General features: G+C 51.4%; 20 protein-coding genes, 2 tRNA genes and 1 pseudogene. 5 read left to right on the top strand and 18 right to left on the bottom strand.

Going from position 1 to position 26545, the window contains the following annotated elements:
• Positions 1-9: 9 nt before the first annotated feature.
• From AC55FS_RS09935 to AC55FS_RS09925, 3 genes are all read right to left on the bottom strand, one after another.
• Complete coding sequence (locus AC55FS_RS09935) at positions 10-1032, bottom strand: hypothetical protein (protein WP_496932090.1); 1023 nt, start codon at positions 1030-1032, stop codon at positions 10-12.
• Entirely contained in the window at positions 1032-3956 is a 2925-nt protein-coding gene (locus tag AC55FS_RS09930) for a hypothetical protein (RefSeq protein WP_496932089.1), read from the bottom strand. Before AC55FS_RS09930 ends, AC55FS_RS09935 begins: the two co-directional genes overlap by 1 nt.
• 123 nt (positions 3957-4079) lie before the next feature.
• Positions 4080-6257 (bottom strand): malate synthase G, encoded by a 2178-nt coding sequence (locus tag AC55FS_RS09925; protein WP_496932088.1) that lies wholly within the window; start codon positions 6255-6257, stop codon positions 4080-4082.
• Between the two features lie 328 nt (positions 6258-6585).
• Between AC55FS_RS09925 and AC55FS_RS09920 the strand changes: the two genes are divergently transcribed.
• A complete protein-coding gene (locus tag AC55FS_RS09920; RefSeq protein WP_496932087.1) occupies positions 6586-7521 on the top strand; it encodes a nucleoside recognition family protein in 936 nt (311 codons plus the stop codon).
• A 1-nt stretch (position 7522) separates the two neighbouring features.
• Here the strand turns inward: AC55FS_RS09920 and AC55FS_RS09915 are convergent, their stop codons facing one another.
• Positions 7523-10426, bottom strand: coding sequence for a hypothetical protein (locus tag AC55FS_RS09915; protein WP_496935926.1), 2904 nt, complete (start codon positions 10424-10426; stop codon positions 7523-7525).
• Between the two features lie 203 nt (positions 10427-10629).
• On the opposite strand from AC55FS_RS09915, the gene AC55FS_RS09910 reads away from it, so the two are divergent.
• A complete protein-coding gene (locus tag AC55FS_RS09910; protein WP_496935925.1) occupies positions 10630-11463 on the top strand; it encodes a 6-carboxytetrahydropterin synthase in 834 nt (277 codons plus the stop codon).
• Between the two features lie 124 nt (positions 11464-11587).
• Here the strand turns inward: AC55FS_RS09910 and AC55FS_RS09905 are convergent, their stop codons facing one another.
• Entirely contained in the window at positions 11588-12151 is a 564-nt protein-coding gene (locus AC55FS_RS09905) for a DedA family protein (RefSeq protein WP_496935924.1), read from the bottom strand.
• Positions 12152-12293: 142 nt separating this feature from the next.
• Here AC55FS_RS09905 and purB point away from each other — a divergent pair, with 142 nt between their 5' ends.
• Genes purB through AC55FS_RS09890 form a run of 3 tightly spaced genes read left to right on the top strand, consistent with a single transcriptional unit; the run spans position 12294 to position 15756 of the window.
• On the top strand, positions 12294-13661 hold the full coding sequence (gene purB, locus AC55FS_RS09900) for an adenylosuccinate lyase (protein ID WP_496935963.1): 1368 nt from the start codon (positions 12294-12296) through the stop codon (positions 13659-13661).
• Between the two features lie 53 nt (positions 13662-13714).
• A complete protein-coding gene (locus AC55FS_RS09895; protein ID WP_496935923.1) occupies positions 13715-14839 on the top strand; it encodes a JmjC domain-containing protein in 1125 nt (374 codons plus the stop codon).
• Positions 14840-14841: 2 nt separating this feature from the next.
• The gene (locus AC55FS_RS09890; RefSeq protein WP_496935922.1) at positions 14842-15756 is read left to right on the top strand and encodes a GNAT family N-acetyltransferase; all 915 of its coding nucleotides are present in this window, start codon (positions 14842-14844) and stop codon (positions 15754-15756) included.
• Here AC55FS_RS09890 and AC55FS_RS09885 read toward each other — a convergent pair whose 3' ends face one another.
• From AC55FS_RS09885 to odhB, 13 genes and pseudogenes are all read right to left on the bottom strand, one after another.
• Positions 15757-16185: a DUF3429 domain-containing protein gene (locus tag AC55FS_RS09885; RefSeq protein WP_496935921.1), complete on the bottom strand. Its 429-nt coding sequence runs from the start codon at positions 16183-16185 to the stop codon at positions 15757-15759.
• A 1-nt stretch (position 16186) separates the two neighbouring features.
• Complete coding sequence (kdsB, locus tag AC55FS_RS09880) at positions 16187-16957, bottom strand: 3-deoxy-manno-octulosonate cytidylyltransferase (RefSeq protein WP_496935920.1); 771 nt, start codon at positions 16955-16957, stop codon at positions 16187-16189.
• Positions 16954-17961 (bottom strand): NAD-dependent epimerase, encoded by a 1008-nt coding sequence (locus AC55FS_RS09875; protein ID WP_496935918.1) that lies wholly within the window; start codon positions 17959-17961, stop codon positions 16954-16956. Before AC55FS_RS09875 ends, kdsB begins: the two co-directional genes overlap by 4 nt.
• A complete protein-coding gene (locus AC55FS_RS09870; RefSeq protein WP_496935917.1) occupies positions 17958-18530 on the bottom strand; it encodes a KdsC family phosphatase in 573 nt (190 codons plus the stop codon). The genes AC55FS_RS09875 and AC55FS_RS09870 overlap by 4 nt, the downstream gene beginning before the upstream one ends.
• A gap of 60 nt (positions 18531-18590) precedes the next feature.
• Positions 18591-18666: transfer RNA gene (locus tag AC55FS_RS09865), tRNA-Glu, on the bottom strand.
• Between the two features lie 15 nt (positions 18667-18681).
• A tRNA-Ala gene (locus tag AC55FS_RS09860) sits at positions 18682-18757 on the bottom strand.
• Between the two features lie 109 nt (positions 18758-18866).
• The gene (gene gltX / locus AC55FS_RS09855; protein WP_496935916.1) at positions 18867-20375 is read right to left on the bottom strand and encodes a glutamate--tRNA ligase; all 1509 of its coding nucleotides are present in this window, start codon (positions 20373-20375) and stop codon (positions 18867-18869) included.
• A gap of 87 nt (positions 20376-20462) precedes the next feature.
• Positions 20463-20753 (bottom strand): CZB domain-containing protein, encoded by a 291-nt coding sequence (locus AC55FS_RS09850; protein ID WP_496935962.1) that lies wholly within the window; start codon positions 20751-20753, stop codon positions 20463-20465.
• 144 nt (positions 20754-20897) lie between these two features.
• A pseudogene (locus tag AC55FS_RS09845) lies at positions 20898-21257 on the bottom strand (methyl-accepting chemotaxis protein); the annotation flags it as partial.
• Positions 21258-21687: 430 nt separating this feature from the next.
• A complete protein-coding gene (sucD, locus tag AC55FS_RS09840) occupies positions 21688-22560 on the bottom strand; it encodes a succinate--CoA ligase subunit alpha (RefSeq protein ID WP_496935915.1) in 873 nt (290 codons plus the stop codon).
• A gap of 3 nt (positions 22561-22563) precedes the next feature.
• Complete coding sequence (gene sucC, locus AC55FS_RS09835; RefSeq protein ID WP_496935914.1) at positions 22564-23727, bottom strand: ADP-forming succinate--CoA ligase subunit beta; 1164 nt, start codon at positions 23725-23727, stop codon at positions 22564-22566.
• Positions 23728-23856: 129 nt separating this feature from the next.
• On the bottom strand, positions 23857-25299 hold the full coding sequence (lpdA, locus tag AC55FS_RS09830) for a dihydrolipoyl dehydrogenase (protein WP_496935913.1): 1443 nt from the start codon (positions 25297-25299) through the stop codon (positions 23857-23859).
• A gap of 20 nt (positions 25300-25319) precedes the next feature.
• Entirely contained in the window at positions 25320-26519 is a 1200-nt protein-coding gene (gene odhB / locus AC55FS_RS09825) for a 2-oxoglutarate dehydrogenase complex dihydrolipoyllysine-residue succinyltransferase (protein ID WP_496935912.1), read from the bottom strand.
• Positions 26520-26545: the final 26 nt, after the last annotated feature.

Genomic DNA, 26545 nt, shown 5'->3' with positions numbered 1-26545 from the left:
ATTGAACGCTCACCAGGCATAAGACCAGTTAAATTGAAAGCGAGCCTGGCGAGCATAGTGCGGGCGGATATCATCGGCGGTGACACTGATGCCCCACTGCTGTTCGCTCCACTGCCCCGACCAGGCCAGCTTTAACTGGCGATCGCTGTACAGCGCTGTTTGCACGCTGCCCAGCGCCAGTGGCCAATCACGTTGAATGCCAAACTGCTGATAACGATCGTGACTTAACGCCGTTAAGGTGAGGTGCCAGGGAATAAAAGCCACCGCTGCTTGGTAACGACTGTGAATACGACGCTCAATGCTTTTTTGCCCTGAACGACCGGATGCCACACCGCTACTACTGCACGCCTGGGTACCGGTATCGCCAAAGTTAATACAGCCCTCAGTGAAGGCTGCGTCAGTGAGCCACCAACGATTCAACACATCATTGGCCGTCATTTCGATACGCCAATCGTTCCAGTGACGGCTGAGTTGCAGATCCAAGCTCACCCCTTTGCCAGCAGGTACATCAGCGCGGTAATCAAGAATCTTGTCGTCATCAAATTGATAATCCAGCGTAGCGGATGCCTTGCCGTCCTTGATGTTGCCATTGAGACTGCCAAATTGGTAATGATTAACCCAATAACCACTAACAGCCGCTCGCCAGTGCCAATCTGCTTGCTCGCCTGACCAAGCCAGCTTTAAGCCTTCGGCAATAAAGTGCTCACCTTCCAGCTGTAACTTGCCTTGGCCCTGATGATCGTAGCCTTGTTCCAGGTCACGATAGAAGCGCGCGGTGGCAGAGTTAAAGCGCAGCGCATAATAACGTCGCTGCAACCAACCGAACTGCCAGTTTTTTCCGGCCACACCGATTTCACGGCGCAAATCAGCATAGGCATGATCACCACCTTGAAAAGCACTGCTCCAGCCGTATTGCATCGAGTGCAAAGGCACAGGAGCGCTGCTAGCCAGCATATCGGCCTCAACATAGATGCGTTCAGCGCAAACATCGGAGCCAACCATACAGGCCAGCAGTGCACACAATTTTTTCATTAACCGCCCAATACAATAAAATCGCCGTCGGCAAAACGAGCCACATAAACCCCGGCTTGTTCTTCACGAATCACACCCACCAGCACATTGCGATAGCTGATATAAGCCACCGCTTCACAGTCCGTCGCGATATTTATCTGGCGCTTCAACATGCCACAAGCACCTTCTGCCTCATCCGCTTGCTCATCACGCACGTATTCGACCCGACTGGCGATGGTGGTTCCAATGCTTTCACCTGCCTCATTGCCCAGCAAGGTGACGCCACCACGAAATACCAGCAACGCACCTAGCTCCGTCGCTACCGTAATATCATCGCCGTCCTGACTGGTGGCACCGGATAAACGGGTTAAATAGGACAGATAAAAGCTTTGTGCCCGCTCGCCGGTGGGCAACTCGCTGGCCAAATAGTCATAGTCATAGCCCGCCGCCAACGCCGCTTCCCACACATCGGCCTGCTTGCGAGTGAGCGTTAGTTTGGCAATCGCTAACGGCGCACGACTGGCGCTGCTGCCCGCTCCATCGATTAGCTCATGGGCCAGCAATGCTGATAATGAATCAATTCCCTGGCTAACGGCCGCCACCAAACGTCCATCGAGCTGTTGATCAAAACCATTGTCCAACGCTCCGTGCTGGCTCTGGTCGTATTCAATCTGGTAAACCCCGCGCGATGGCATAAAGAAACTGGATAACTGACCGTCATCAATAATGGATTGAAAACTCACCTCAGCATCCACCTCGGTGCGTTCAGGGCAAGATTGCACTTCATCGTTGGCCCCTAATACACATTTTCGCAAATAGCGTGTGCCATCCAAATCAAACAGCTCAAAACGATTGGCACCGATTCCTTCGGTGTAAATATGCAGATATTGCAGCGGCACTTGCTGGCCATCAATTTCGGCAGTGTCGGGCGCGATGCGCAAACGGAATAAATCGGGCTGCACCTCTGGCACATCGGCTACAGGCCTGACAACAAAAAAGTCATCCAATTCTGGCCATACGGAGTCCGAATAATAATCGGGTGCGCTGCTGGCTTTTGCGCTTAAGGTCAACTCGACCTGATCGCGCAGCTCGACCTCCTGACCTTCTTCGTCCACGACACCTTTTACCGGCCCCTGCACCAGTAAACCAAGCGACAGGGTGGTGACGTTGTAGTGATAACGCAGCTCAGGTTTCAGCGGATCTTTTACGCCGATCAAGGACGCTTCGAAAACCAGCCGCAGCTGTTGCTCTTCATAACCGATACGCACCTCCGGCCAATCAAAGCTGTAGCCCAAGGCATCCTCACACAGTATTTGCGTGCACACATCGCCATCCAAGCTGGGATAAGCAGGCAACGGACGCCCCGGGGTTGCGTCATCAAAAACGATACGCAAGCGGTTTTTTTCCTGCACCGGATCACCTGAGTCCGTCGTGCTGGCCACTTCATTAAACCGCAGCAACTGACCATCGACTTGCAGCTGCCCCTGGATAAACACATCAAAGGCGTAATACTGGCCATCATCTTCGCCAGCCGCATCGAGCAGTGCTGGGGCAAAACTAAGAGTGAGATCATGGCCATTATCTTGCACACGCAACTGCTGTGTTTGGGCATCGTACTGAGCTTGTACAGAAGCCGGGCACTGGCCATTTAAGCAGGCGATATAATCTTGCGACATCGCCAGTAGCTGCTCACGCGCACTGGCAAAGGCAGGCCCTAAGCCCTGATACACCTCATCAAGGCGACCGTAATAACCACGCACCCGATCAGCATACTGCGGATCGACAAAACTAGGCAGACAATCCACACCAACACCGTCGCGACCGCAGGTATTGTCGGCATCACCGGCAAAATTAACGATGCGATCATTTAAATCACGAATAAACACTTTTGCATTGGCCAACGAATCTAGCCACAAACCGACGTCTGCGGAACTCACTGACACTTGCGTTAATTGCGCCGATTGCTGGGCATCGCGTTTTTGCGCTAACCACTGCAACGCATCGTCAACCTCAGACGGCAGCTGCGATTGCAGCGACCTTTGATAATCAATATTGTCAGCCAACAACTGATAGGCAGCCTGATAGATATCAAACCGACTGATGCGAGCATCATCGCTTTTTTCCGGTAGCTGACCGCCATCGTTTAACATTTGATCGATCAGCTGATTTAACCACTGCGGCACACTCAACTGCTGCTGCGCAGCCAAGTGCTGTGCGGCGGCCACCAAGGCTCCCTGGGCGATGGATTGGGTTAAACCCGCACTGTTCATTTGCGTAGCTTGCGACAACTGCGATGGCGACAACGGCTGAACCGCGATCACATCGCCCACATCGAGTAAGCGCGACACCCACAAGTTGCCAAATTCGATGCGATAAGCGCTGTACACACCGGCGGTCGGTGTGCTCGGCTGATTCAAATCGGCTGATTGATCATCGATGTAATGGGTATACGCCACCGCACTGGCAAGATGAGTCAGCCAGTTCACATGAATGCGCATATCATTGGCAATACTGCCAACGCCAGCACGCAGCTCTAATGGCTGCGCCTCATCGTAGCTCAGCGCACCTAAATAAGGCACCTGGCCACAGCCGCTGACGATTTCACAGCGCTGAGTGGTATTGCTGTCGCTGCGTAAAATAAAGATAAATGGCTGACCGCTTTTTTCCGCCGCCGTTGACACATCAAAATAGGCGGTAGCCGCGGTACTGGCTTTATAACCCTCAAAAACTGTCTCACCCGTTTCATCTTGCTCTTCACTGGGCTGCCCTTGATTATTCAGTGGCACAGCAAAGACTTGGGCCGAAGAAATATTCGATGCCCCGGCATAGCCGTTGACCTTATCAGGCGTTTTTTGACTGCCGCCAGAGGATGATGAGGAATTACCACTGCAGCCGGCAACCAGAGCGGCCATCAGCAGCGCACAAGAGGCGAGACGAGAGGACATAATTATTCTTCTAATTGTGAGTGGTGGCTGGGATTGTAATAACAATTGTTGCTCAGACTAAAGCCTTACCTGGGATTTACATAGCCATAAAGACAAAAAACCCGGCTTACGCCGGGTTTGTTATCACTGTGTCGCTTTAAACTTTAAGCGATACGCATGCAGCAGTGGCTCGGTGTAACCACTTGGCTGCTCTTTGCCTTTAAAGATCAAATCAGAAGCCGCCTTAAAGGCAATCCCGTCAAACCCGGGCGCCATATTCAGGTAACTTGGGTCACCGGCATTTTGCTGATCAACAATGGCTGCCATACGCTTCAAGCTGTCTTCAACCTGTTCACGACTGCAAATGCCATGCTCTAACCAGTTGGCCAAATGCTGAGATGAAATACGCAAGGTGGCTCGGTCTTCCATCAGGCCGACATTGTTAATGTCAGGCACTTTAGAGCAGCCAACGCCTTGATCGACCCAGCGCACAACATAACCCAGAATACCTTGGCAATTGTTGTCGATTTCTTTTTGAATGACCTCAGCCGACAAGGCATCAACCTGCTCCTGTGTCATGACAGGAATGGTGAGAATATCGTCAACGGATGCCATTTGGCGTTGTTTTAATTGTTGCTGCACGGCAAACACATCTACTTGATGATAATGCAACGCATGCAACGTAGCTGCCGTTGGCGATGGCACCCAAGCGGTGTTTGCACCGGCTTTTGGATGAGCTATTTTCTGCTCCATCATCATGCCCATCTCATCGGGAATGGGCCACATGCCTTTACCAATCTGCGCACGACCCGATAAATCGCACTGTAAACCCACATCGACGTTCCAGTCTTCGTACGCATTGATCCAGGTTTGCTGCTTCATCTGCGTTTTGGCAACAAAAGGGCCAGCCAACATGGAAGTATGGATTTCATCACCGGTGCGATCGAGGAATCCGGTATTAATAAAGACCACTCGATCTTTGGCAGCCTTAATACAGTGCGGCAAATTAACCGTAGTACGACGCTCTTCGTCCATGATGCCCATTTTAATAGTAAAACGCGGAAGCCCCAGTGCGTCTTCAATGCGGCCAAATAATTCATCCGCAAAGGCGACTTCTTCCGGACCGTGCATTTTCGGCTTCACAATATTGACTGAGCCAGTGGTCGAATTACGAAACGGCGCATTGCCCTTTAAATCATGCACGGCAATCAAGGTGGTCATCATGCCATCCATAATGCCTTCAGGGACTTCGCTGCCATCGGCCAGCAGAATCGCTGGGTTAGTCATCAAATGACCCACGTTGCGCACAAACAACATGGAGCGGCCTTTCAACGTTAAAGTGCCACCTTCTAGCGCGCTGTATTCACGGTCTGGGTTCATGGTACGAGTAAAGGTATTGCCGCCTTTACTGACCTCTTCGGCCAAATCACCTTTCATCAAGCCAAGCCAGTTGCGATAAGTCACCACTTTGTCAGCGGCATCGACAGCAGCAACCGAATCTTCACAATCCATAATGGTGGTCAGTGCAGACTCCATCAGCACGTCTTTGACACCCGCCGCATCGGTTGCACCAATAGCACTGCTGGCATCAATCTGGATTTCAAAGTGCAGGCCATGGTGTTGCAGCAAAATGGCATTAGGCGCCAACGCTTCACCTTGATAGCCTTGCAATTGCTGCGGATTTTTCAAACCAACATTGCTGCCGTCTTGCAAACTGACTTGCAAATGACCATCAACAATACGGTAAGCCACACTGTCGACGTGACTGCCACTGGCCAGTGGCGCCGCTTGGTTCAGAAAATCGCGGGCAAAAGCAATGACTTTATTACCGCGCAACGGGTTATAACCGCTGCCCTTTTCTGCACCGCCCTCTTCACTGATTACATTGGTACCGTATAACGCATCATACAAAGAGCCCCAACGCGCATTCGCTGCATTTAGAGCAAAGCGGGCATTCATCACAGGCACCACTAACTGAGGGCCGGCCATTTGGGCAATTTCTGGTTCAACCTGAGCCGTGCTGGCGTGGCACTCACCCGCCTCAGGCAATAGGTAACCAATATCCTGCAAAAAGGCTTTATATTGCTCAGCGTCGTGCGGCTGCCCTTGACGCTCAACATGATAAGCATCGATTTTGGCTTGCAGCTCATCACGCTTCGCCAACAGTGCCTTGTTTTTGGGTGCCAGCTCATTGGCAATGGCATCAAACTTGGCCCAGAAGTCATCGGCTTCAATGCCGGTTCCTGGTATCGCCTGCTGGTTGATGAAGTCGTACAGCTCCTGAGCGATTTGAATACCGCCCTGTTGCACATATGCTGTCATGATTAAGCCTCAATCTTCAGATGGTTTCGTTAACAAACCATGCCCACTTGTGTGTATCGTGCTTGCGAAGGGGTCCCTGCAGGCACTTTCCGAGAGTTGGCGAGTATACATGCCGGCCAAATCATGAACCATTCGCGTACGTGATTCTGCCCATTCACCTCATAGATAGTGCCCAGCGGCACTGGCCTGGCAACCTCTAACAAACAAAAACTGAATGCGTTAAGCGACAAAGATCATTATTCCCGACCAGCAACACAGCTTATCGCCTGCCATCATCTGCTAGGCACAACGATTCCTGTTACAGTGCTGCGCTTTTGGCGGTCAGATTATGGATACCCTTGCTGCACTGATACTGGAAGCTGGCCGTTCGGCGGTTGAATTGGCGTTGTTTATTTTGCTGCCCATTATGATTTTGATGCTGAGCCTGATGCGCTGGCTAGAAGCCCGAGGTATCTTGCATCGACTAGTGCAGGCTCTGACACCCTTGCTGCTGCCATTTGGCCTGACGGGGTTGGGTGTGTTTGCGTTTTTGCAGGTAGGCATGGTGAGCTTTGCCGCGCCCATGGCGACTCTGGCATTAATGGCCAGAGGCGGCAGTAGCGATCGTCATATTGCCGCTACCTTAGCCATGGTATTAGCCATGAGCCAGGCCAATGTACTGTTTCCGATGGCCACTCTGGGGCTCGATATTGTCTTTACCTTAGTCACGGCTGCTGCGGGTGGTTTACTCGCCGCTATGCTGGCGTATTACCTGTTTGGCCGCGACTTATCCGCCCACCCACCGCTCGACTACGACGAGCCACAGCCAGACGACATACAACACCATAATCTGCTCGACATTATTCGCCAGGGCGGCAAAGACGCCTGGGATATCAGCATGAGCGCATTGCCATTATTAGTGGTGGCCTTGGTGGGGGTAAAAATCGTCGACCACAGCGGGGTGATTGCCTGGCTGTCGCAAGGATTCACACCAGTATTTACGCTGCTGGGCTATCCGGCGGACAGCCTGGCGCTCATTGTGACCAAGTACATTGCCGGCGGCACCGCCATGATGGGCCTGGCGATGGAGCAAATGCAGGCGGGAGTATTGGACTCGACTCAACTAAACCGTTTGGCGGGCCTGTTGTTATGCCCGTTAGATGTGGCCGGCGTCGCTATTTTGGCATCGGCCGGCAAGCGGGTGATGGCCGTGGCCAAACCCGCTGTTATCGCCGCACTGCTGGCCGTTTTTTGCCGCGCAGCAGTGCATATTTGGATGTTCTGATTTACATCAGAGTTTCAAAGCTACCGTCGATATAGCGCACTACCCAGACACCGTTCTCGTTGCGAACATGGCCGTAGACGGTGTCACGGAAGTTAAGACTAAACTGCATGTCTTCCAATTTAGTGGTGGTTTCAAACTCTGCCTGATTAGCCAATACACAGCGCTCGTAACTGCCTTCATCGTTTTCAACATAACGATAAGGCATTGGCTCCAAGCCACGGTCTTGAACCCCACTTAACGTCAGACTGCTGTCTACTCGATCGACAGTGCCGTCAGCCAAGGTCAGGTCAACACCGTCCTGGTACAAGGCAATATTACCGCGAATATCAAAAGTACGATCGGTGATATAACTCACCAATAGACGATCAACGGAACCACCACGGCCAACATAAACATCTCCCGTTGAAATACTGCTGTAGTCATGGGACAAAGCGGCGGCAACGGAATATTCCTCCAAATTACGAGCCTCAATATTGGCGTCCAATAATGTTTTTGGCTCGCCACTAATGCCGTATTCGAGTGAAATTTCTGAGGTGAAACGCAAAGAGCTTAAGCCCAATACCATAGGCTCGTATAACGTGCCATCAAAACTACCGCTGTTAGCCAATGGCGCCAGCGACAGACATTGATCTGAACCTTGCTCAACCGGCCACTCAACAAAATAGGTTCCTCGTCCAGGCACTTCAATACGAGAAAATGCGCCGGCTTTCCACAAGTCGTTAATGGCATCCTGACTATCACGTTCATCCAACGCACGTGTTTTTGGATCACAACGCTCAACCACCCAAGCATCGTTTTGCTGGACTAAATCGCAGGATTCAATATCGAAGGTCAGATAGGTTTCTGTACGGTCATCATCGTTATCGCGATCGTCATTATCGACTCGCTCAACGGTGGGATAAAAGCGATAGCGCAGCGCATCTCCACCCTTAACAATGAAATCAATGTATTCAACGTCCTGACCATTGAGGGTTTCATTCCCTAACTGGTAACTCACCAAATCAGATTCGACACTGCCCTTGTCATACTGTTCGCCCGTTTGCGGAGTAAAGAAACCGTTAAACGACGAGAATTTCTTGGTAGGGTAAAAATCTATGGCATTGTCCGCCGTTGCCGACAGCACCACCGTTGACAGCTCATCATCATCGCTATCATCGTCACTCACCACATCAGAAATACGCCCTCTCAATACCACAGTATCAATATTGAATCGACGTTCGCTATCCGGGTTTTGTGGATCCTTTACTCCACGTAGGAATAAACGATACGAACCATCAAGCTGCAGTTCCAGCTCGGTTTTCAAATCAGTGACATCGTACAGTTCAAAGTCCGACCAGCGAATTTCATAACCCAGAACTTCCTGACCCGGCTGAACACCAGCAGAGGCGTTGGCATAATACAGACGCACACCGGAAGACGATTCAATCGGTTCTTTGTCATCGTCTTTTTCATAATCATGATCAACCACAAAGCGCAAATCACCTTGCTGATACTGACCTTTGATTAATACATCAATGGCTGTTGATTCTTTGGGCTCATCTTCTTCATCCGTGAGATTTAAATCCGCTGGTACCTGATCAACAATGATTGCGCCATTGTTCAGGGATAATTGACCATTTTCAAAACTATCCACCTGCTGCAGCCAAGGCCAATCACGACCGCTAGCTGAACACAAACTGGCATTGGCATGACAATCCACATACAGCTCTTGGGTTTGAATAAAAGACTGCACGATGACATCAAGGTTATCCGCATGCTCATCGCCCAAGGCTTTTAATCGATCGACGTAGGCATCTAAATGCACACGATAGCCATCTTCAAAAAAGTTTTGCTCTAGGTCTTTTAACGTTTTAACAAACGCCTTGGTTCGCGCCAGACCCAGATTTATATCATCCTGATCACCAGAGCTAAGCAGTTCTGTGACAGCGGCAGGTGTTACTTGGGTCAGCTCAGCGCCTTGCTGTAAATCTGTAATATCTTGCTGAAACTGCGCCACCACAGCATCACGATACTGTAATGCGCGTGATTTAAGTCCCGACAGCTGACCCAGGTTCTCCATGGCTGCTTGATAAATCGAGGCCAGCGACAGCTCACTATCACGGGTCAGCAGTTGACCATTGTTCTCCACCAACTGTTGCGCCAACGACTCTAGCTTTTCAGGCTGATCCAATTGCAGCGCTTGCATGGCCGCAACGATAGCCCCATAGCGCAATCGATCCTGGTTCACGACACTGTCAGTACCATCCCATTGCGATGGCTGAGTTAAATCGGCAGGTGTGCTGGTCTGAATATTAATAATGCCAAAGATACGCGACAGCTGAGAAATAGATTGCTCGACGGAATAATCACTATAGTAGCCTGTGGCCACCCATTGTCCGAGGGAACCATCGGCATTTTGCGCGTCGTACAAATAGCGTCGATCAAACGCCAAGGCGGCCGCCAAATGAGTGAGCGGTGTCACCTTAATATGTTCTTTTGAACTCAGATCTCGTACCACAGAGCGCCATTTAAGGTCGGTGGTCACAGCAAAATTGTCACCAAAAGCGGTACCTGAGCAACCAGCTACCCATTGGCAGCGACGCAGCGTCGCTTCAATATCACTCTCAGTTCGCGCCACCTGGCCCATCACCTGAAAGAGGTGTACCTCTGACGATGGCACCCGAACACGTGCCAATCCGTTTTCGTCCGTTACATACTTGGTACTGCTAAGGCGCCCTTCCTCATCGACAGCCGGCAAGCCTGACTCTTCCACGCTCACCGACCAAACCAGAGCTTCATCAAAATCTTCCTGCCCTACCTCCAGGTAAGCGGCAACCTGACTACCACTGGAATCGTTGTCGCTGCAGCCACTTAACATCAGCGCTAGGGCAACGCCACTAACGGCCAGCTTATTTCGGTACTCCATCTACACACTCTCTATACTTCGGGTCAGTGGCCTCAGACCAACATCGGAGGCTGAAATTCACATGCCAGCAGCAACAAGATCAACTGGCGGCGCTATCATAACAGGGATTTTAATCGCCGACGCCCCATACAAGGACAGATGCATAGCAGCGTCGAGTTCGCTATCATGCGCGCCGCCTTAGATCCTGCCAATTGAGAAACACTATGCAACTGTTTGTTGATCAACTCACCAATGTCGACTTTAGCTACCTGGACCCACAGCGCGGCGTGGTCGGAGAAACCTGGTGGGCCAGCGCCACACTGGATGGTGCTTTAGACGAGCAAGGCATGATTTGTGATTTTGGTACGGTCAAAAAAACCTTGCGCCACTGGCTTGATAGCGAGGTTGATCATCGCTTGCTGGTCCCTGTGCAGGCAAAAGAACTCACCCTAAGAGAGAACGGCGATCATATCGAACTGGTGTGGCAATGTAGCAAAGGGCAGATTTCTATGTCCGCCCCTCGCCAAGCAGTGGCGCTGGTCGACAGCAATCGCATCGACAGTGACAGCGTCGCCAACTGGTGTCGGCAGCAGCTGCGCGATCACTTCCCGGTCAATGTTGAACAACTTGCTTTGCGTTTTGACGCCGAAGTCATTGACGGTGCCTATTACCATTACAGCCATGGCCTGAAAAAACACGATGGCAATTGCCAACGCATCGCCCACGGCCACCGTTCTCGTATCCTGATTCAACTGAATGGCCAGCGCCAACCTCAACTAGAACAACAATGGGCAAACACCTGGCAAGACATCTATTTGGGCAGCCAAGAAGATCTGGTGCATTCCGATAGCGATCGTCACGATTATGCGTACCAAGCCCAACAAGGTGAGTTTCGCCTGAGTATGCCAGCCCAGCACTGCTATTTGATGAACAGTGACACCACGGTGGAATTTATCGCTCAACACTTGGCGCAGCAGATTAAGCAGCAACACCCTCAAGCCCATGTACTAGTACAAGCGTTCGAAGGGGTGAACAAAGGTGCTATTGCCAGCGCCTAATCGCTAGGGCCCGAAGGGCTGGCGTCCGTTTTTCCTTGAGTCGCGTTATTCGTTGCTTATTCCGCTAAACCACACGCCTCATGCCTCACTTCAGCAGCAAAGGGCTAAATAGTGTTAACAGGCCCTAGGCCGCTTGCTCCATAGACTGGCGCAAGCGGCGCTGGCCTATCACAAATAGCAATAAGGCAACCGGCAGCAACCACCACAACCACTCGCTCAACTGATCGGCATACTGGTTACCCAGCCAATAGGCCGTCGTAAATAAGCCCGCTGCCCAAACGGCAATCGATACCACATTCGCGACGGTAAAGGTCCCCGCCGGCACCCGTGCCAAACCGCATGCGATATAACCAAACGAGCGCAGACCTGGCATGCACCGTATCAACGCCAATTGCGGCCAGGGCGCATGCTGCAGTGGTTCTATGTGGCGTTGAATCAAATCATGCTGCAGACGGCAGTTCAGCCAAGGCCACACCAGCGCTAAGCGGCCAAACAAATAATGCGCGCTATCGCCGACGAACATGCCAAAGCAGGTGGCGGCAAAGGCCAGCTCTACCGATAACTTGCCACTCGCCGCCAGAAGACCCGCACCAATAATGGCCAGATCCTCCATGGCAAAGGTCGATACCACAATGATCAGCATCAGCCAGGCAGGATGACTGGAATAGCTCAGCAGTGAATCGAGCATAGTAACTAGCGTCCGCGAAACTCAAAGGCGCCATTCTAACAGCTATCGATACTGTCGCCAGCGCTGCGAAGTTCAACAAAATCCGGTAAACTGCGCGCCTTTCATTCACGCTCAGCCGGGAACTGCTATGTCCACCGCGAATCTGGAACTGTCTGCGTTAACCGCAATTTCACCCATTGATGGCCGCTACGGCAGCAAAACCAGCGCTCTGCGCAGCGCTTTCTCCGAATTTGGCCTGATCCGCGCGCGCGTGGAAGTCGAAGTTCGCTGGTTACAGCAACTGGCACAACATCCACAAATTGCTGAAGTACCTGCCCTGTCTGATAGCGCCAATGCCGCCCTCGATGCAATTGTGGCTAACTTTTCAGTCGCTGATGCCCAGCGTATTAAGGACATCGAAGCGACCACCAATCACGACGTCAAGGCTGTTGAGTACTTTATCAAAGAGTGCTTTGCCGATCTGCCTGAGCTGCAAGCCATCAATGAGTTTGTGCACTTCGCCTGCACCTCAGAAGACATCAACAATCTGTCCCATGCACTGATGCTGCGCCAGGGTCGTGACCAGGTGCTGCTACCTGCCATGCGTGATATTGCCAATGCCATTCGCGCTCTGGCTCACGAACACGCAGAATTACCGATGCTGTCACGCACCCACGGCCAAACCGCCTCCCCAACCACGCTGGGCAAAGAAATGGCCAATGTGGTGGCACGCCTGGAGCGTCAAATTAGCCAGTTCGAAAGCGTTGCCTTGTTGGGCAAAATCAATGGCGCCGTTGGTAACTACAATGCGCACCTATCGGCCTACCCAGACATCGACTGGCAAGCCAATGCCCAGCAGTTTGTTGAGTCATTAGGCCTAAGCTGGAACCCTTACACCACTCAGATCGAGCCCCATGACTACATGGCCGAGCTGTTTGATGCCATCGCCCGCTTTAATACCATTGTGATCGACTTTGACCGCGATATTTGGGCCTACATTTCGCTGGGTTACTTCAAGCAACGCACCATTGCCGGTGAAGTGGGCTCGTCAACCATGCCACATAAAGTCAACCCGATTGATTTTGAAAACTCAGAAGGCAATCTTGGTCTGGCCAACGCCGTGTTTGATCACCTAGCGGCCAAACTGCCGGTTTCGCGCTGGCAGCGTGATCTGACCGACTCCACCGTCTTACGCAATATGGGCGTCGGCGCCGGCTACAGCTTGATTGCTTACCAAGCCACCATGAAAGGCATCAGCAAGCTGCAAGTCAACGCCGAGCGCGTCAGCGAAGACCTCAACAACGCCTGGGAAGTACTGGCAGAGCCGATTCAAACTGTGATGCGCCGTTACGGCATCGAACAGCCGTACGAGAAACTCAAAGCCTTTACCCGTGGCAAAGCCATCACTCAAAGCGCCATGGCCGATTTTATTGCCAGCTTAGAACTGCCGGATGCCGTCAAAGCAGAGCTCAATGCGATGACGCCGGCTAGCTACATAGGCAACGCCGCCGCCCAGGCAAAAGCCATCTAATACCACAGGGCAGCTACGGTTGCCCTTTTTCATGCCGCTACAGAAGTAATCTCATGCACGTACTTGGTGATATCAGCGTAGAAACCTTTCTGCGCGACTACTGGCAAAAAAAACCACTGCTGATTCGCAACGCCTGGCCAAACTTTCAACCATTATTGGACGCCCAGGAGCTGGCCGGCTTGTCGTTGGAAGACGACGTCGAAAGTCGCCTCATTGTCGAGCACAGCCAGCAAGGCCCTTGGCAACTTCAATGTGGTCCATTTACCGAAGACGATTATCGCCAGCTGCCGGACAGCCACTGGACCTTACTGATTCAGGCGGTGGATCACTGGCTGCCAGATGCCGCTGACATACTCGATCAGTTTCGGTTTATTCCAGGCTGGCGCCGGGACGACTTAATGATCAGTTACGCCGCCGACGGTGGCAGCGTCGGCCCTCACTACGATCAGTACGATGTGTTTTTACTGCAAGCCGAAGGCCAGCGTGAATGGCGTATCGGCCAGCATTGTGACAGCCGCTCAGCCTGCCTGCAGGGACCCGCCATCCGGGTACTAGAACAGTTTGAACAAAGCGACAGCTGGCTGCTAAACCCCGGCGATATGCTGTACCTACCGCCACAGCTGGCCCATTACGGCATCGCCCGCGGCGAATGCATGACTTATTCCATTGGTTTTCGGGCACCGTCAGCACAAGAGCTCAGCGAAGCCCTGGCCGAACAGCTAGACCAACACAACGACGATGACTGGCGCTACCAAGACAATGACTTGGAACTACACGCCAGCGACGCCGAGATCACGGCCGACGACGCCAAACGACTACTTCGCACCCTACAACAAGCCCCCATAGAGCAACTACAAGCCGCCCTTGGCCAGCTAATGACGCAAGCCAAATACCCAGAACTGGTGCCGGAGGAAATGCCCGAGGCTCATCTTGGCGAAGCCGAGCACTGGTTCAGGCCCGGTTTTGTCCGCTTTGCCTTTAGCCAGGCGCCTCAGCTGCAATTCTTCGCTATGGGCGAGCGCCTTGAAGTACAAGCCTCTGATGTAGAGCTGGTTCAGCACCTGTGCGAACAGCGACGCTATACTGCAAAAGTATTACAGCAATTGTGCCATAGCGAAACCGGCCGCCAACTGCTGACATATCTGACCCAGCAACAGTGGCTGCAGCCTGAGGAATAAAGATGGAAATCGTCGTCGCCAGCTGGCAGCAACACCGAGAAACCTTGCAACATATTCGCCATCGCGTGTTTATTGAAGAGCAAGGCATTGCTGAACGCGATGAATGGGACGACGACGATATTCATGCGACTCATATGCTCGCCTACGATGGCCACCGACCAATTGGCTGCGCTCGTTTGTTAAGCAATGGAACCTTTGGCCGACTGGCCATCTTGCCGGAGTATCGAGGTCAGGGCTGGGGCTCACGGTTATTACATGCCGTTGAAAAACACGCCATCGAACATCTGCACTGGCGCCAAATAAAAGCCTGCGCACAAGTCATTGCCTACGATTTTTATCGAGCACACGGTTATCACGCTGATGGCGAGTTCTTTTGGGAAGCCGGCATTTGCCATATTCGCATTATCAAAACCCTAGGACGCTCAGACAGCACAAATGAGCAATATGTTCTCGGCCAAGATGCGACGCCGTATTTAACGGAAAACGATGCATCCGCAGCAGGCTACTTGCAAATGGCGACCCTAGGTGCATCACGCGAGATATTGATGAGCATTGCTGCATTCGACCTAAGCCTATGGCGTGACCGTCAGTGGCTAGAAGCGCTGAGTCGATTTTTACGCCAAAGCCGCCAATGCAAACTCAGACTGTTGGTTGCTGAGGAATACCCCACCATCGGTGAACACCCGCTGATGCAATTACAACAACGTTTAAGCAGTCGCTTCCAATGCCGTCTATACAGCGGACTGGAAAAAAATGCCGAAGCACTGTTTTTACCCCATGGCTACGTAAGACTACAAGACGGAAAAGTGAGCGCGTGCTTTAGTGACCGCGCCAGCACCGCAAAAGCCAGGGAGAAATTTGAAGAAAATTGGAAAAACAGCCAGTCGCTGCGTGAAGGGCGGCGACTGGGAATTTAATTAAATCCAAATATACACCAGCACATGGAAGGCAATAACGATGCCCGTTAGACGCTTACGCAAACGCGCATAGCGCTCACTGTAATTGTCAGAAATACTGGCATCCGTATCCAGCCACAGCAACAAACCATAACCGATAACCAACAACGGCACCGCCACTTCAAACGGAATAAAGTACACCATCAACGCCCACAGGGATGTGCCTATGGCCAGCAGCAAATCGATTGAACTGGGCCTGTCTGCTTGAGACTGCAGCGCCCCCCAACAGGCACCTGCCATAAACGCCAGAATAACAACGGAATATAATTTAAACAGATCGGCACTGCCTTCAATGCCCAGCAGTATTCCTGCACAGGCTAAAGCAAAAGGAATGGCGCCGGCGTATCCCAGACGTTCGGTTAAATCGAGCTGTGCTAACCATAGCTTCATACTACTCCTCCTGTGCCAGAATCCGAGCAACCCGCTCAGCATCGGCCGGTGTATCCACCCCGTGCCCAGGCGCCGATTCAATAACACTCATGTGTATTCGAGTACCGTACCAAAGAGCGCGTAACTGCTCCAACGATTCAGTTTGCTCTAAAGTGCAGGGTTCCATCAACTGATATTGTTGTAAAAAAGAAACCCGATAACCATACATACCGATATGACGATACACCGGCATTTTTGCACTAACGGCCTTGGATGCTGCATATTCGTCGCGATCCCAGGGAATTGGCGCACGAGAAAAATACAAGGCAAATTGATGCTGATCCAACACCACCTTAACGACATTTGGATCAAAGACTTCCTCGGCTGTGGTAATGGTCGTGCATAAGGAACTCATGCCCGCTTGCGGATTATTCAGCAAGCCTGCCGCCGTGGCTGCAATTAAATCGCGCGGCACTAGAGGTTCATCACCTTGCAAATTCACCACCACATCATCGGCCTGCCAACCACGTACCTGTGCCACTTCGGCAATACGCTCTGTGCCATTATCATGATCTTCCCGGGTCATGACCACATCAGCACCAAAGCCTTTGGCGACCGCCGCAATGCGATCATCGTCTGTCGCAACGACAATTTCTTTGACCCCGGTGGCCGCTGCACGCTCATACACATGCTGTATCATCGGCTTGCCCGCCAGTTCTATTAAGGGCTTCCCTGGAAGTCGGCTAGAGCTATAGCGGGCTGGAATTACAATTTTATAGTCAGTCACAGTCATACCTTGTAATAATCTCGATACCAGCGAGCAAATTTCTCTAAACCATGGGCCAGCGAGGTATTTGGAGCAAATCCCACATCGGCCATTAAATCATCGACGTCAGCGTAAGTCGCCAATACATCACCTGGCTGCATATCCATGTAATTCTTAACGGCTTTTTTACCCAGTACTTGCTCAATGGTGTCGATAAAGGTGCCAAGCTCTACACTGTTATGATTGCCAATATTATAAATTTTATACGGCGCACTGCTGCGACTGGCATCGCCTGCAGAAACCGTCCAATCTGCTTGCGCTGAAGGAATCTTATCCGCGACACGGCATACGCCCTCAACAATGTCATCGACATAGGTGAAATCACGCTGCATCTTGCCGTGATTAAATACGTCAATGGGCTCTTCAGCCAAAATTTTGCGGGTAAAACTGAAATAGGCCATATCGGGTCGCCCCCATGGACCATACACAGTAAAAAAGCGCAGACCAGTCACCGGCAAACCATACAAATGGGCATAGGAATGTGCCATCAGCTCATTCGACTTCTTGGTCGCGGCATACAAAGAGACAGGATGATCCACTCTATCGCCAGTGCTGTATGGAATTTGATCATTCAACCCGTATACAGAACTGGAAGAAGCAAACACCAAATGCTCTACCCCGTGCTGCCGACAACCTTCGAGGATATTCACAAACCCAACCAGGTTACTGTCAACATACGCCTGGGGGTTGGTAATGGAGTAACGCACCCCCGCCTGGGCGGCCAAGTGAATAACGCGATCAAATCTATGCTGGGAAAAGAGGGCTGCAACGGCTTCACGGTCCGACAATTCCAGTGGCAAAAAGGTAAAGCCAGCGTCCTTCTGCAGCCATTGTAAGCGGCCATGCTTAAGGCCAACATCGTAATAATCATTAAGATTATCAACGCCAATAACTTCATGACCCTGTTTTAACAAAGACTGCGCAGTGAAGGCGCCAATAAACCCTGCGGCACCGGTAACCAAATACTTCACGAACGAGATTCCTCAGAAGACTGCTCAAATTCTGGCAACATGGCTTTAATATAGGCTTCTGCCAATGGCATACGACTGCCGAGAAGGACATCCGCCACCTCTCGTGCAACTCCGCGCCCACCTAAACTATCGGTAATTAAATCAGCATGTTCGCGCACCAGCCAATAACCATCCGCTGGAGCGATGCTTAAACCTACTTTTTTCATCACTTTTAAATCAATGACGTCATCACCGACGTAACACACCTGATCCGCCGATAACCATAATTCATCCAACAGCTGGGATAATTGCTGCCATTTATCATGACAGCCAGGATAAAAATGAGAAATTCCCAAGTCAGAAGCGCGCTTGGTTAAAGGAGCGGATGATTTTGCTGAAATAATGGCTGGCAATATGTCGTATTCGCGCAACAGCTTTATGCCGACGCCGTCTTTGACATTAAAATGTTTAACTTGTTCGCCATCGGCGGAATAAGTAAGGGTGCCATCAGTAAGAACGCCATCAACGTCAAATACAACCAGCTTAATTGCGCGTGCTTTTTCTTTGATTGGTTCAGGAAGGTGTGCCATGATCTTTTCCGAAAGTGCTTGTGTGGGTATTGTACCGCGTGATCACAAGTTCGGAAAAGATGGCATCCCCAAGGGGATTCGAACCCCTGTTACCGCCGTGAAAGGGCGGTGTCCTAGGCCTCTAGACGATGGGGACACTAAGAAAAGGTTTTGGTGGAGCCTAGCGGGATCGAACCGCTGACCTCAACACTGCCAGTGTTGCGCTCTCCCAGCTGAGCTAAGGCCCCGTCTCAAAACGTGGGCGTATAATACGTAGCGGCCTGGTGGGTGTCAACAACTATTTTAAAAAAAATTCTCTAAAACAATCACTTAGCCCACCAGAGCTGCTTTGATGGACTATCCGATCGCCAGCTCCTGATTGATCTTGGCGTCCAAATCACGGTAGCTACGCTCCATCTTCTTCAGCCGCTTCTTGCCGACACCGCCGAGCAAGTCAATGGCATGGCGAATACGCGCACGGCTAATATCTGGCCCGAGCAATGCCATGGTATCAAGCACGGAAATCGTCTGAGCAGTGCCTGCTATTGCCATAAAGAATGGGAACAAGAAATCTCTGACCTTCAACTCCTGAAGTTTTGCCAACGCAAATAAACGCGCCTCGATTTCAGCTTTATCCCAATGGCGAATGCTTTCTAGCTGCCATAAACCAAACTGCAGCGTTTCCAGCAAACGCTCTTCATCAAAGGCTTTGTGTTCAAAATCCGACGCCGTTAATGCCGGCATACCGGACAAAAAGTGCCCAGCCAATGGCGCCACATCCGAAAACACTTCTACCCGAGGCAACAAGTGAGGAATCAAGGCCTCTACACGCTGCTGATCAAAACCCCATTGAGCAAACCGCTGAATAAACTGCTCAGCATCCAGCTCGCGCAGCCACAAGCTGTTTAACCAGCGTAATTTTTCAACGTCAAATACTGGACCACCGAGAGACACGCGCGAAATATCAAAATGCTCGAACATTTGCTGGCGAGAAAATTTCTCAGATTCGTCCGGCATCGACCAACCCATGCGCGCCAAATAGTTCAGCAAGGCTTCAGGCATAAAACCCATGCGCTCATAAAACAAAATCGACGTTGGATTTTTACGCTTACTGAGCTTACTTTTATCGGGATTGCGTAGCAGTGGCATATGGCACAGTACCGGCATATCCCAACCAAAATACTGATACAACAACGCATGTTTCGGCGCTGAGCTGATCCACTCCTCACCGCGAATAACGTGTGTAATTTGCATCAAATGATCGTCCACCACGTTGGCCAAGTGGTAGGTCGGCATGCCATCTGATTTTAATAGAATCTGTGCATCGACTTGCGCCCAGTCGAGTTCTATCGGGCCGCGTAACATATCATTAACAACACACACACCCTCTTCCGGCACCCGCATACGCACCACAAAAGGCGCGCCTTCGGCTTCACGACGCGCTTGCTCATCCGCCGCCAATTCAAGATCGGACGGTTTTAATGCCGTATGCTGGCCTTGCTCCTGCCGCTGGCTACGTAATGTTTCCAGCTCTTCAGGCGTGCGATAGCACTTAAAAGCGTGCCCTGATGCCAGCAGCTTTTCAACGTGCTCAATATAAAGCTGTTTACGTTCACTTTGACGATAAGGGCCATGCTGACCACCAACATCCGGACCTTCATCCCACTCCAGACCTAACCAGCGCAAACTATCAAGAATCGTTTTTTCCGAATCCTCAGTGCTGCGGGCCTGATCGGTGTCTTCTATTCGCAGAATAAACTGTCCGCCATGCTGTCGGGCAAAGGCCAAGTTAAACAAGGCAATATATGCGGTACCTACGTGGGGGTCGCCGGTGGGTGAAGGGGCGACACGGGTGCGAACGGTCATAGTGATCCTATTGCTTCAAGGGTATTCAGCGGCGATTATAGTGAAATCACCTCTGGGAAGCATCAGCCTTAGTTTCAGCCGGTGTCGTTACACAGATTGGCTGACCTGGTGCCCAATCTCACGTTCCAGTTCAGTGAGAATATCAACTACCCGATCACTGGCCTTTTCCATTTGCTGTAGGTGATGAATGGCCTGACCCGAGTTGCCATTACGATGGCATTCGATCGCTTTAAAGCCATGGCGATGGACCGCGGAATGAGGTTCTTCAAGACGCGCATAACTGTTTAAGTGCCGATAACGCTCGTGCCCCAAACCTTCATGATACCAACGCCCTAAGCGGCAACTATGATCATCTGCGAGATTATGCTCTGACTGCACACCCTCGCTCCAAATGGTTTGATAAGCACGGGCCTTCCAAACCACATGATCCAGCTTAACGGTTTCAATAAAACTGCTGTTAGCAGTAACGGTGAAACTGTCCGACACATGGCGAGACACCTCACCAACCGACAAAATCTGACCCGCGACCTGATGCACATTGTCAGCCAACTCGCGACTTTGCGTCCCCACAGTATTGATACCATTCGCCACAATATCGACCTCACCCCCTATGGTCGAAATCAGGGTGCCAATCTCAGCTGTGGCTTCAGCGGTGCGCTGAGCTAAGGTACGGACTTCGTCGGCCACCACCGCAAAACCTCTGCCCTGCTCTCCGGCTCTGGCAGCTTCTATAGCTGCGTTTAGTGCCAATAAATTGGTTTGTTCAGATATTCCCTGAATTAAACCAACAAAATTTTGAATACCACTAGCGACCTGTTTTAACCCACTGACCGCTTCCGACGCTTCCGTTGTATCCTGGCCTATGTTTTTAAGCTGTACCATTAAATGGTCAAGCGCCTGATTGATACCAGCGACTTTATCAATGGCCCCCACTACCTCAGCATTTTTTTCTTCCATTTGCTCGGCACTGGCCGCCATGGTGTTACGAATAAGATCTAACGCTCTGGCTGAGGAAAACCATAAATCACGCAATGTCTGCAGCTCATCTAATTGCTCAAGTCCGTGTTCGGTGCGCATGTCGGCCACTTGTTTTACTTTACGCAACAGCTCGTTTTCTCGCTCTAAACGCAGCAGGCGCTCCTGTAACGCATCAACATCGACAGCCACCTGCTCTTTTTGTTTAAACCACACGCCGAGCCTCCTCATCGCAACAGGGTATTAAGCCCAGCTTAGCAGTCAGACCGTGCTCTGCCGGCGAATTCCAGGCACAAAAAAGCCGGGGCATGCCCCGGCTCTTTAAGATCAGGCTAAATTACCAGCCAGTCACTTCTTTCAGTGCTTCACCAATTTGCGCCAGAGAACGCACGGTTTTAACACCTGCATCTTCTAAAGCCGCAAATTTCTCATCAGCGGTACCTTTACCGCCAGAGATGATGGCACCGGCGTGACCCATACGCTTACCTTTTGGTGCAGTCACACCAGCAATGTAAGACACAACAGGCTTAGTCACGTGCTCTTTGATGTAAGCAGCCGCTTCATCTTCGGCCGAACCACCGATTTCACCGATCATAACGATGGCTTCAGTCTTTGGATCGTTCTGGAACATTTCCAGAATATCGATGAAGTTAGAGCCTGGGATCGGGTCACCACCGATACCAACACAGGTCGACTGACCGAAGCCATAATCTGTGGTTTGCTTAACCGCTTCATAAGTCAGGGTACCGGAACGAGATACGATACCGACTTTACCTGGCAAGTGAATGTGGCCTGGCATAATGCCGATTTTACATTCACCTGGAGTGATCACGCCTGGGCAGTTAGGACCAATCAGACGAACACCCAGCTCATCACACTTGACCTTACACTCCAGCATATCCATCACTGGAATGTGCTCAGTGATACACACGATCAGCTTGATACCCGCGTGAGCAGCTTCCAGGATAGAATCCTTACAGAAAGGTGCTGGTACGTAGATAACAGACGCTTCTGCACCAGTGGCTTCGACCGCTTCAGCAACGGTGTTAAACACTGGCAGACCCAGGTGCTCAGTACCACCTTTACCTGGCGTTACACCACCGACCATTTTTGTGCCGTAGGCAATGGCTTGCTCAGAGTGGAAAGTACCCTGACCGCCAGTGAAACCCTGACAGATAACTTTGGTGTCTTTATTAATCAGAATTGACATGTCTTAGTTCCCCGCTGCCTTAACTGCTTGAACTGCAGCGTCTGTTAAACTTTCTGCCGCGATGATATCGAGACCCGACTCATCCAGAACTTTTTTGCCCAGATCAGCATTGGTGCCTTCCAGACGAACAACGACAGGAACGTTCACGCCAACTTCTTTAACCGCACCGATGATACCTTCAGCGATCATGTCACAACGCACGATACCACCAAAGATGTTCACTAATACTGCCTTCACTTTGTCGTCTGACAGGATCAGTTTGAACGCATGGGCCACACGCTCTTTAGTCGCACCGCCGCCAACGTCCAGGAAGTTAGCTGGGAAACCACCGTGCAGAGCCACCATATCCATGGTACCCATCGCCAGGCCAGCACCGTTGACCATACAGCCAATGTTGCCATCCAGAGCGACATAGTTCAGATCCCATTCAGCCGCTTCGGCTTCACGCGCATCTTCCTGCGAAGGATCGTTCATTTCTTGCAGGTCTTTATGGCGGTACAACGCATTGCCATCAACGCCGAGTTTGGCGTCCAAGCAGTGCAGATCACCGTCTTCTTTAATGACCAGCGGGTTCACTTCGATCAGCGCCAGATCTTTTTCAATAAACAATTGCGCCAGACCCATAAAGATCTTGGTGAACTGTTTAATCTGATCACCTTGCAGACCCAGTTTAAAGGCCAGCTCACGGCCTTGGTAAGGCTGAGCACCGGTCAGAGGATCGATGGTCGCTTTAAGGATCTTTTCTGGCGTTTCTTCCGCCACTTTTTCGATCTCAACACCACCTTCCGTCGAGGCCATAAACACCACTCGACGGGTAGAACGGTCAACCACCGCGCCCAGGTACAGTTCATTCGCGATATCGGTGCAGCTTTCTACCAGAATACGGCTAACAGGCTGACCATTTTCGTCAGTCTGGTAAGTAACCAGGTTTTGACCTAACCACTTTTCAGCGAATTCTTTAATCTCTTCTTTGCTGGAAACCAGCTTCACGCCACCCGCTTTACCACGGCCACCGGCGTGTACTTGTGCTTTAACGACCCACTTGTCGCCGCCGATCTCATCGGCTGCTGCTACAGCTTCGTCTGCAGTTTGGGCTGCCACACCTTTTGACACAGGCAGACCATACTGAGCGAAAAGCTGCTTGCCCTGATATTCGTGAAGGTTCATCGCTTTCGTCCTGTCTATCAGTTTTGTCGGAGTACCCGACGTTTGGATGCTGAACAACCGAACGACCGCCGGAACAGCCGGCGGTCGGTTCAGCCATAAAACAACGGCCCGGTTTTCCGGGCCGCTGCCTTATTTCTTTTTAGGCCGACGATTCGCTTTATGAATCGCAGCGTTATTGACTGCCAAAGCCGCCTCATGAACCGCTTCAGAAATCGTTGGATGGGCGAATACCATCATACCCATATCTTCAGCGCTGGAGCCAAACTCCATCGCCACTACCACTTGCTGGCACAGATCACCGGCGTTAGGACCAATAACGCTGGCACCTAAAATGCGATCCGTTTCTGCATCAGCAATAATTTTAACGAAACCATCAGTATCGGCAGCAGCCATAGCACGGCCATTGGCCGCAAATGGGAACATGCCAACGTTGTAAGATTCACCGGCCGCTTTCAGCTCGTCTTCGGTCTTACCAACCCAAGCAATCTCTGGGTGGGTATAAATCACCGAAGGAATCACGTCGTAGTTCAGCTGTGCTTTATGGCCAGCGATACGCTCAGCCACCATCACACCCTCTTCTGATGCTTTGTGCGCCAGCATAGGACCACGCACCACATCACCTACGGCCCACACGCCTGGAGCGTCGGTTTTGCAAGTTTCATCAACGTGGATAAAGCCACGCTCATCCAGCTCAATGCCAGAATCACCAGCAAACAAACCTTCGGTGTAAGGACGACGACCTACTGCGACAATCAGCTTGTCGAAGGTTTCTGATTTTTCGCCTTCAGCGTCTTGGAAAGTCACGGTCACTTGACCGTCTTTCACTTCAGAACCGGTTACGCGCGCGCCAGTACGGATATCCATACCTTGCTTGGTGAACAGTTTTTTCGCTTCTTTAGCTACGGTTTGGTCAACCAGATGCAGGAAGTTGTCCTGCGCTTCCAGTACCACCACTTCAGAACCCAAACGGCCCCAAACGCTACCCAATTCCAGACCAATAACACCGGCACCGATCACACCCAAACGCTTAGGTACTTCGGTGAATTCCAGTGCACCAGTCGAATCAACAATAATGTCGTCCGTTAATGGCGCCGGCGGAATATTAACTGGCACAGAACCGGTGGCAATGATCACGTTGTCAGCGTCCAACACCTCGGTGTTGCCAGCATGACTGGTGAACTCTACTTTTTTACCCGCCAAGATTTTGCCAGTACCTTCCAAAGGCGTGACACCGTTGGCTTTAAACAGAGTCGCAACACCCATGGTCAGATTTTTTACGATCTGATCCTTGCGCTTCAGCATGTCAGCAACATTAATGCTGACGTCGCCTACGCTGATACCGTGCAAAGAGAACTTTTCTTTGGCTTCTTCGTATTTGTGCGAGCTGTCCAACAAGGCTTTAGATGGAATACAGCCGACGTTCAAGCAAGTACCACCAAATACGGCTTTGTTTTCTTTATCCAACCACTTATCAATACAAGCAGTATTCAGACCCAACTGGGCGCAACGGATGGCTGCCACGTATCCTGCTGGACCACCACCGATTACAACCACATCAAACTTTTTGCTCATTACAATTCCTTAACTTTAAATTAAATGTCCAGCAACAAACGAGCCGGGTCTTCCAACAGCTCTTTGATGGTGACCAGGAACTGCACTGCTTCCTTGCCATCAATCATACGGTGGTCATATGACACTGCGAGGTACATCATCGGCAAAATTTCTACCTGACCATTGACCGCCATCGGGCGCTCCTGAATCTTATGCATCCCCAGAATCGCAGTTTGCGGAGGGTTCAGAATCGGCGTTGACATCAGCGAGCCGAAGATACCGCCGTTGGTGATGGTAAAGGTGCCGCCTTGCATGTCTTCGATGCCCAGCTTGCCTTCACGGCCACGCTTAGCAAAATCACCAATGGTGCTTTCGATTTCTGCCAGACCCATGCTGTCACAGTCACGCAATACCGGTACCACCAAACCACGATCAGTTGACACCGCCACACCCACATCTTGGTAACCGTGGTAAACCATGTCATTACCGTCGATTGATGCATTCACAGCAGGGAAACGCTTCAGTGCTTCAGTCGCAGCCTTAACGAAGAAGGACATAAAGCCAAGCTTCACACCGTGAGCTTTTTCAAACTGGTCTTTGTACTTTTTACGCAGATCCATCACTGGCTTCATGTTGACTTCGTTGTAGGTCGTCAACATGGCAGCATTTTGCTGTGCCTCAACCAAACGCTTAGCGATGGTGGCACGCAGACGCGTCATAGGAACGCGCTTTTCAACACGCTCACCCGCTGGTACAGCAGGAGCCGCAGCAGCTGGCGCAGGCGCAGCAGCCGGTGCCGCTTTCGGCGCAGATTTCAGATGGTTCAGCACATCTTCTTTGGTCACGCGGCCGTCTTTGCCAGTGGCCTTGATGTCTGCAGGGCTGATGCCTTTCTCTTCTGCCAACTTACGGGCTGCTGGGCTCAGGATAATGTCGCTATCGCTGGCCGTTTCGGTCGCCGCAGGCGCTTCTTCCGCAGCCGCAGGTGCCGCTTGTGCAACTTCACCAGCAACGAAGATACCCAATACTTCGTCGCTCAATACCACATCACCCTCTTGCTTGAGGATGTCTTTCATCGTGCCGTCAGCCGGGGCAACCACTTCCAACACTACTTTATCCGTTTCGATGTCTACCAGCAGCTCATCACGGGCAACCGGTTCACCTGGCTGCTTGTGCCAGGTAGCTACCGTGCCGTCTGCGACGGACTCAGGAAAGGTAGGTGCTTTAATTTCGATGCTCATTTCGAGTATTTCCTTCGTATTCTGCG

Source organism: Bacterioplanes sp. CLAM21 (assembly GCF_059641015.1).
The sequence above is the reverse complement of the archived record's forward strand: the minus strand, read 5'-3'. Positions and strand labels throughout refer to the sequence as shown.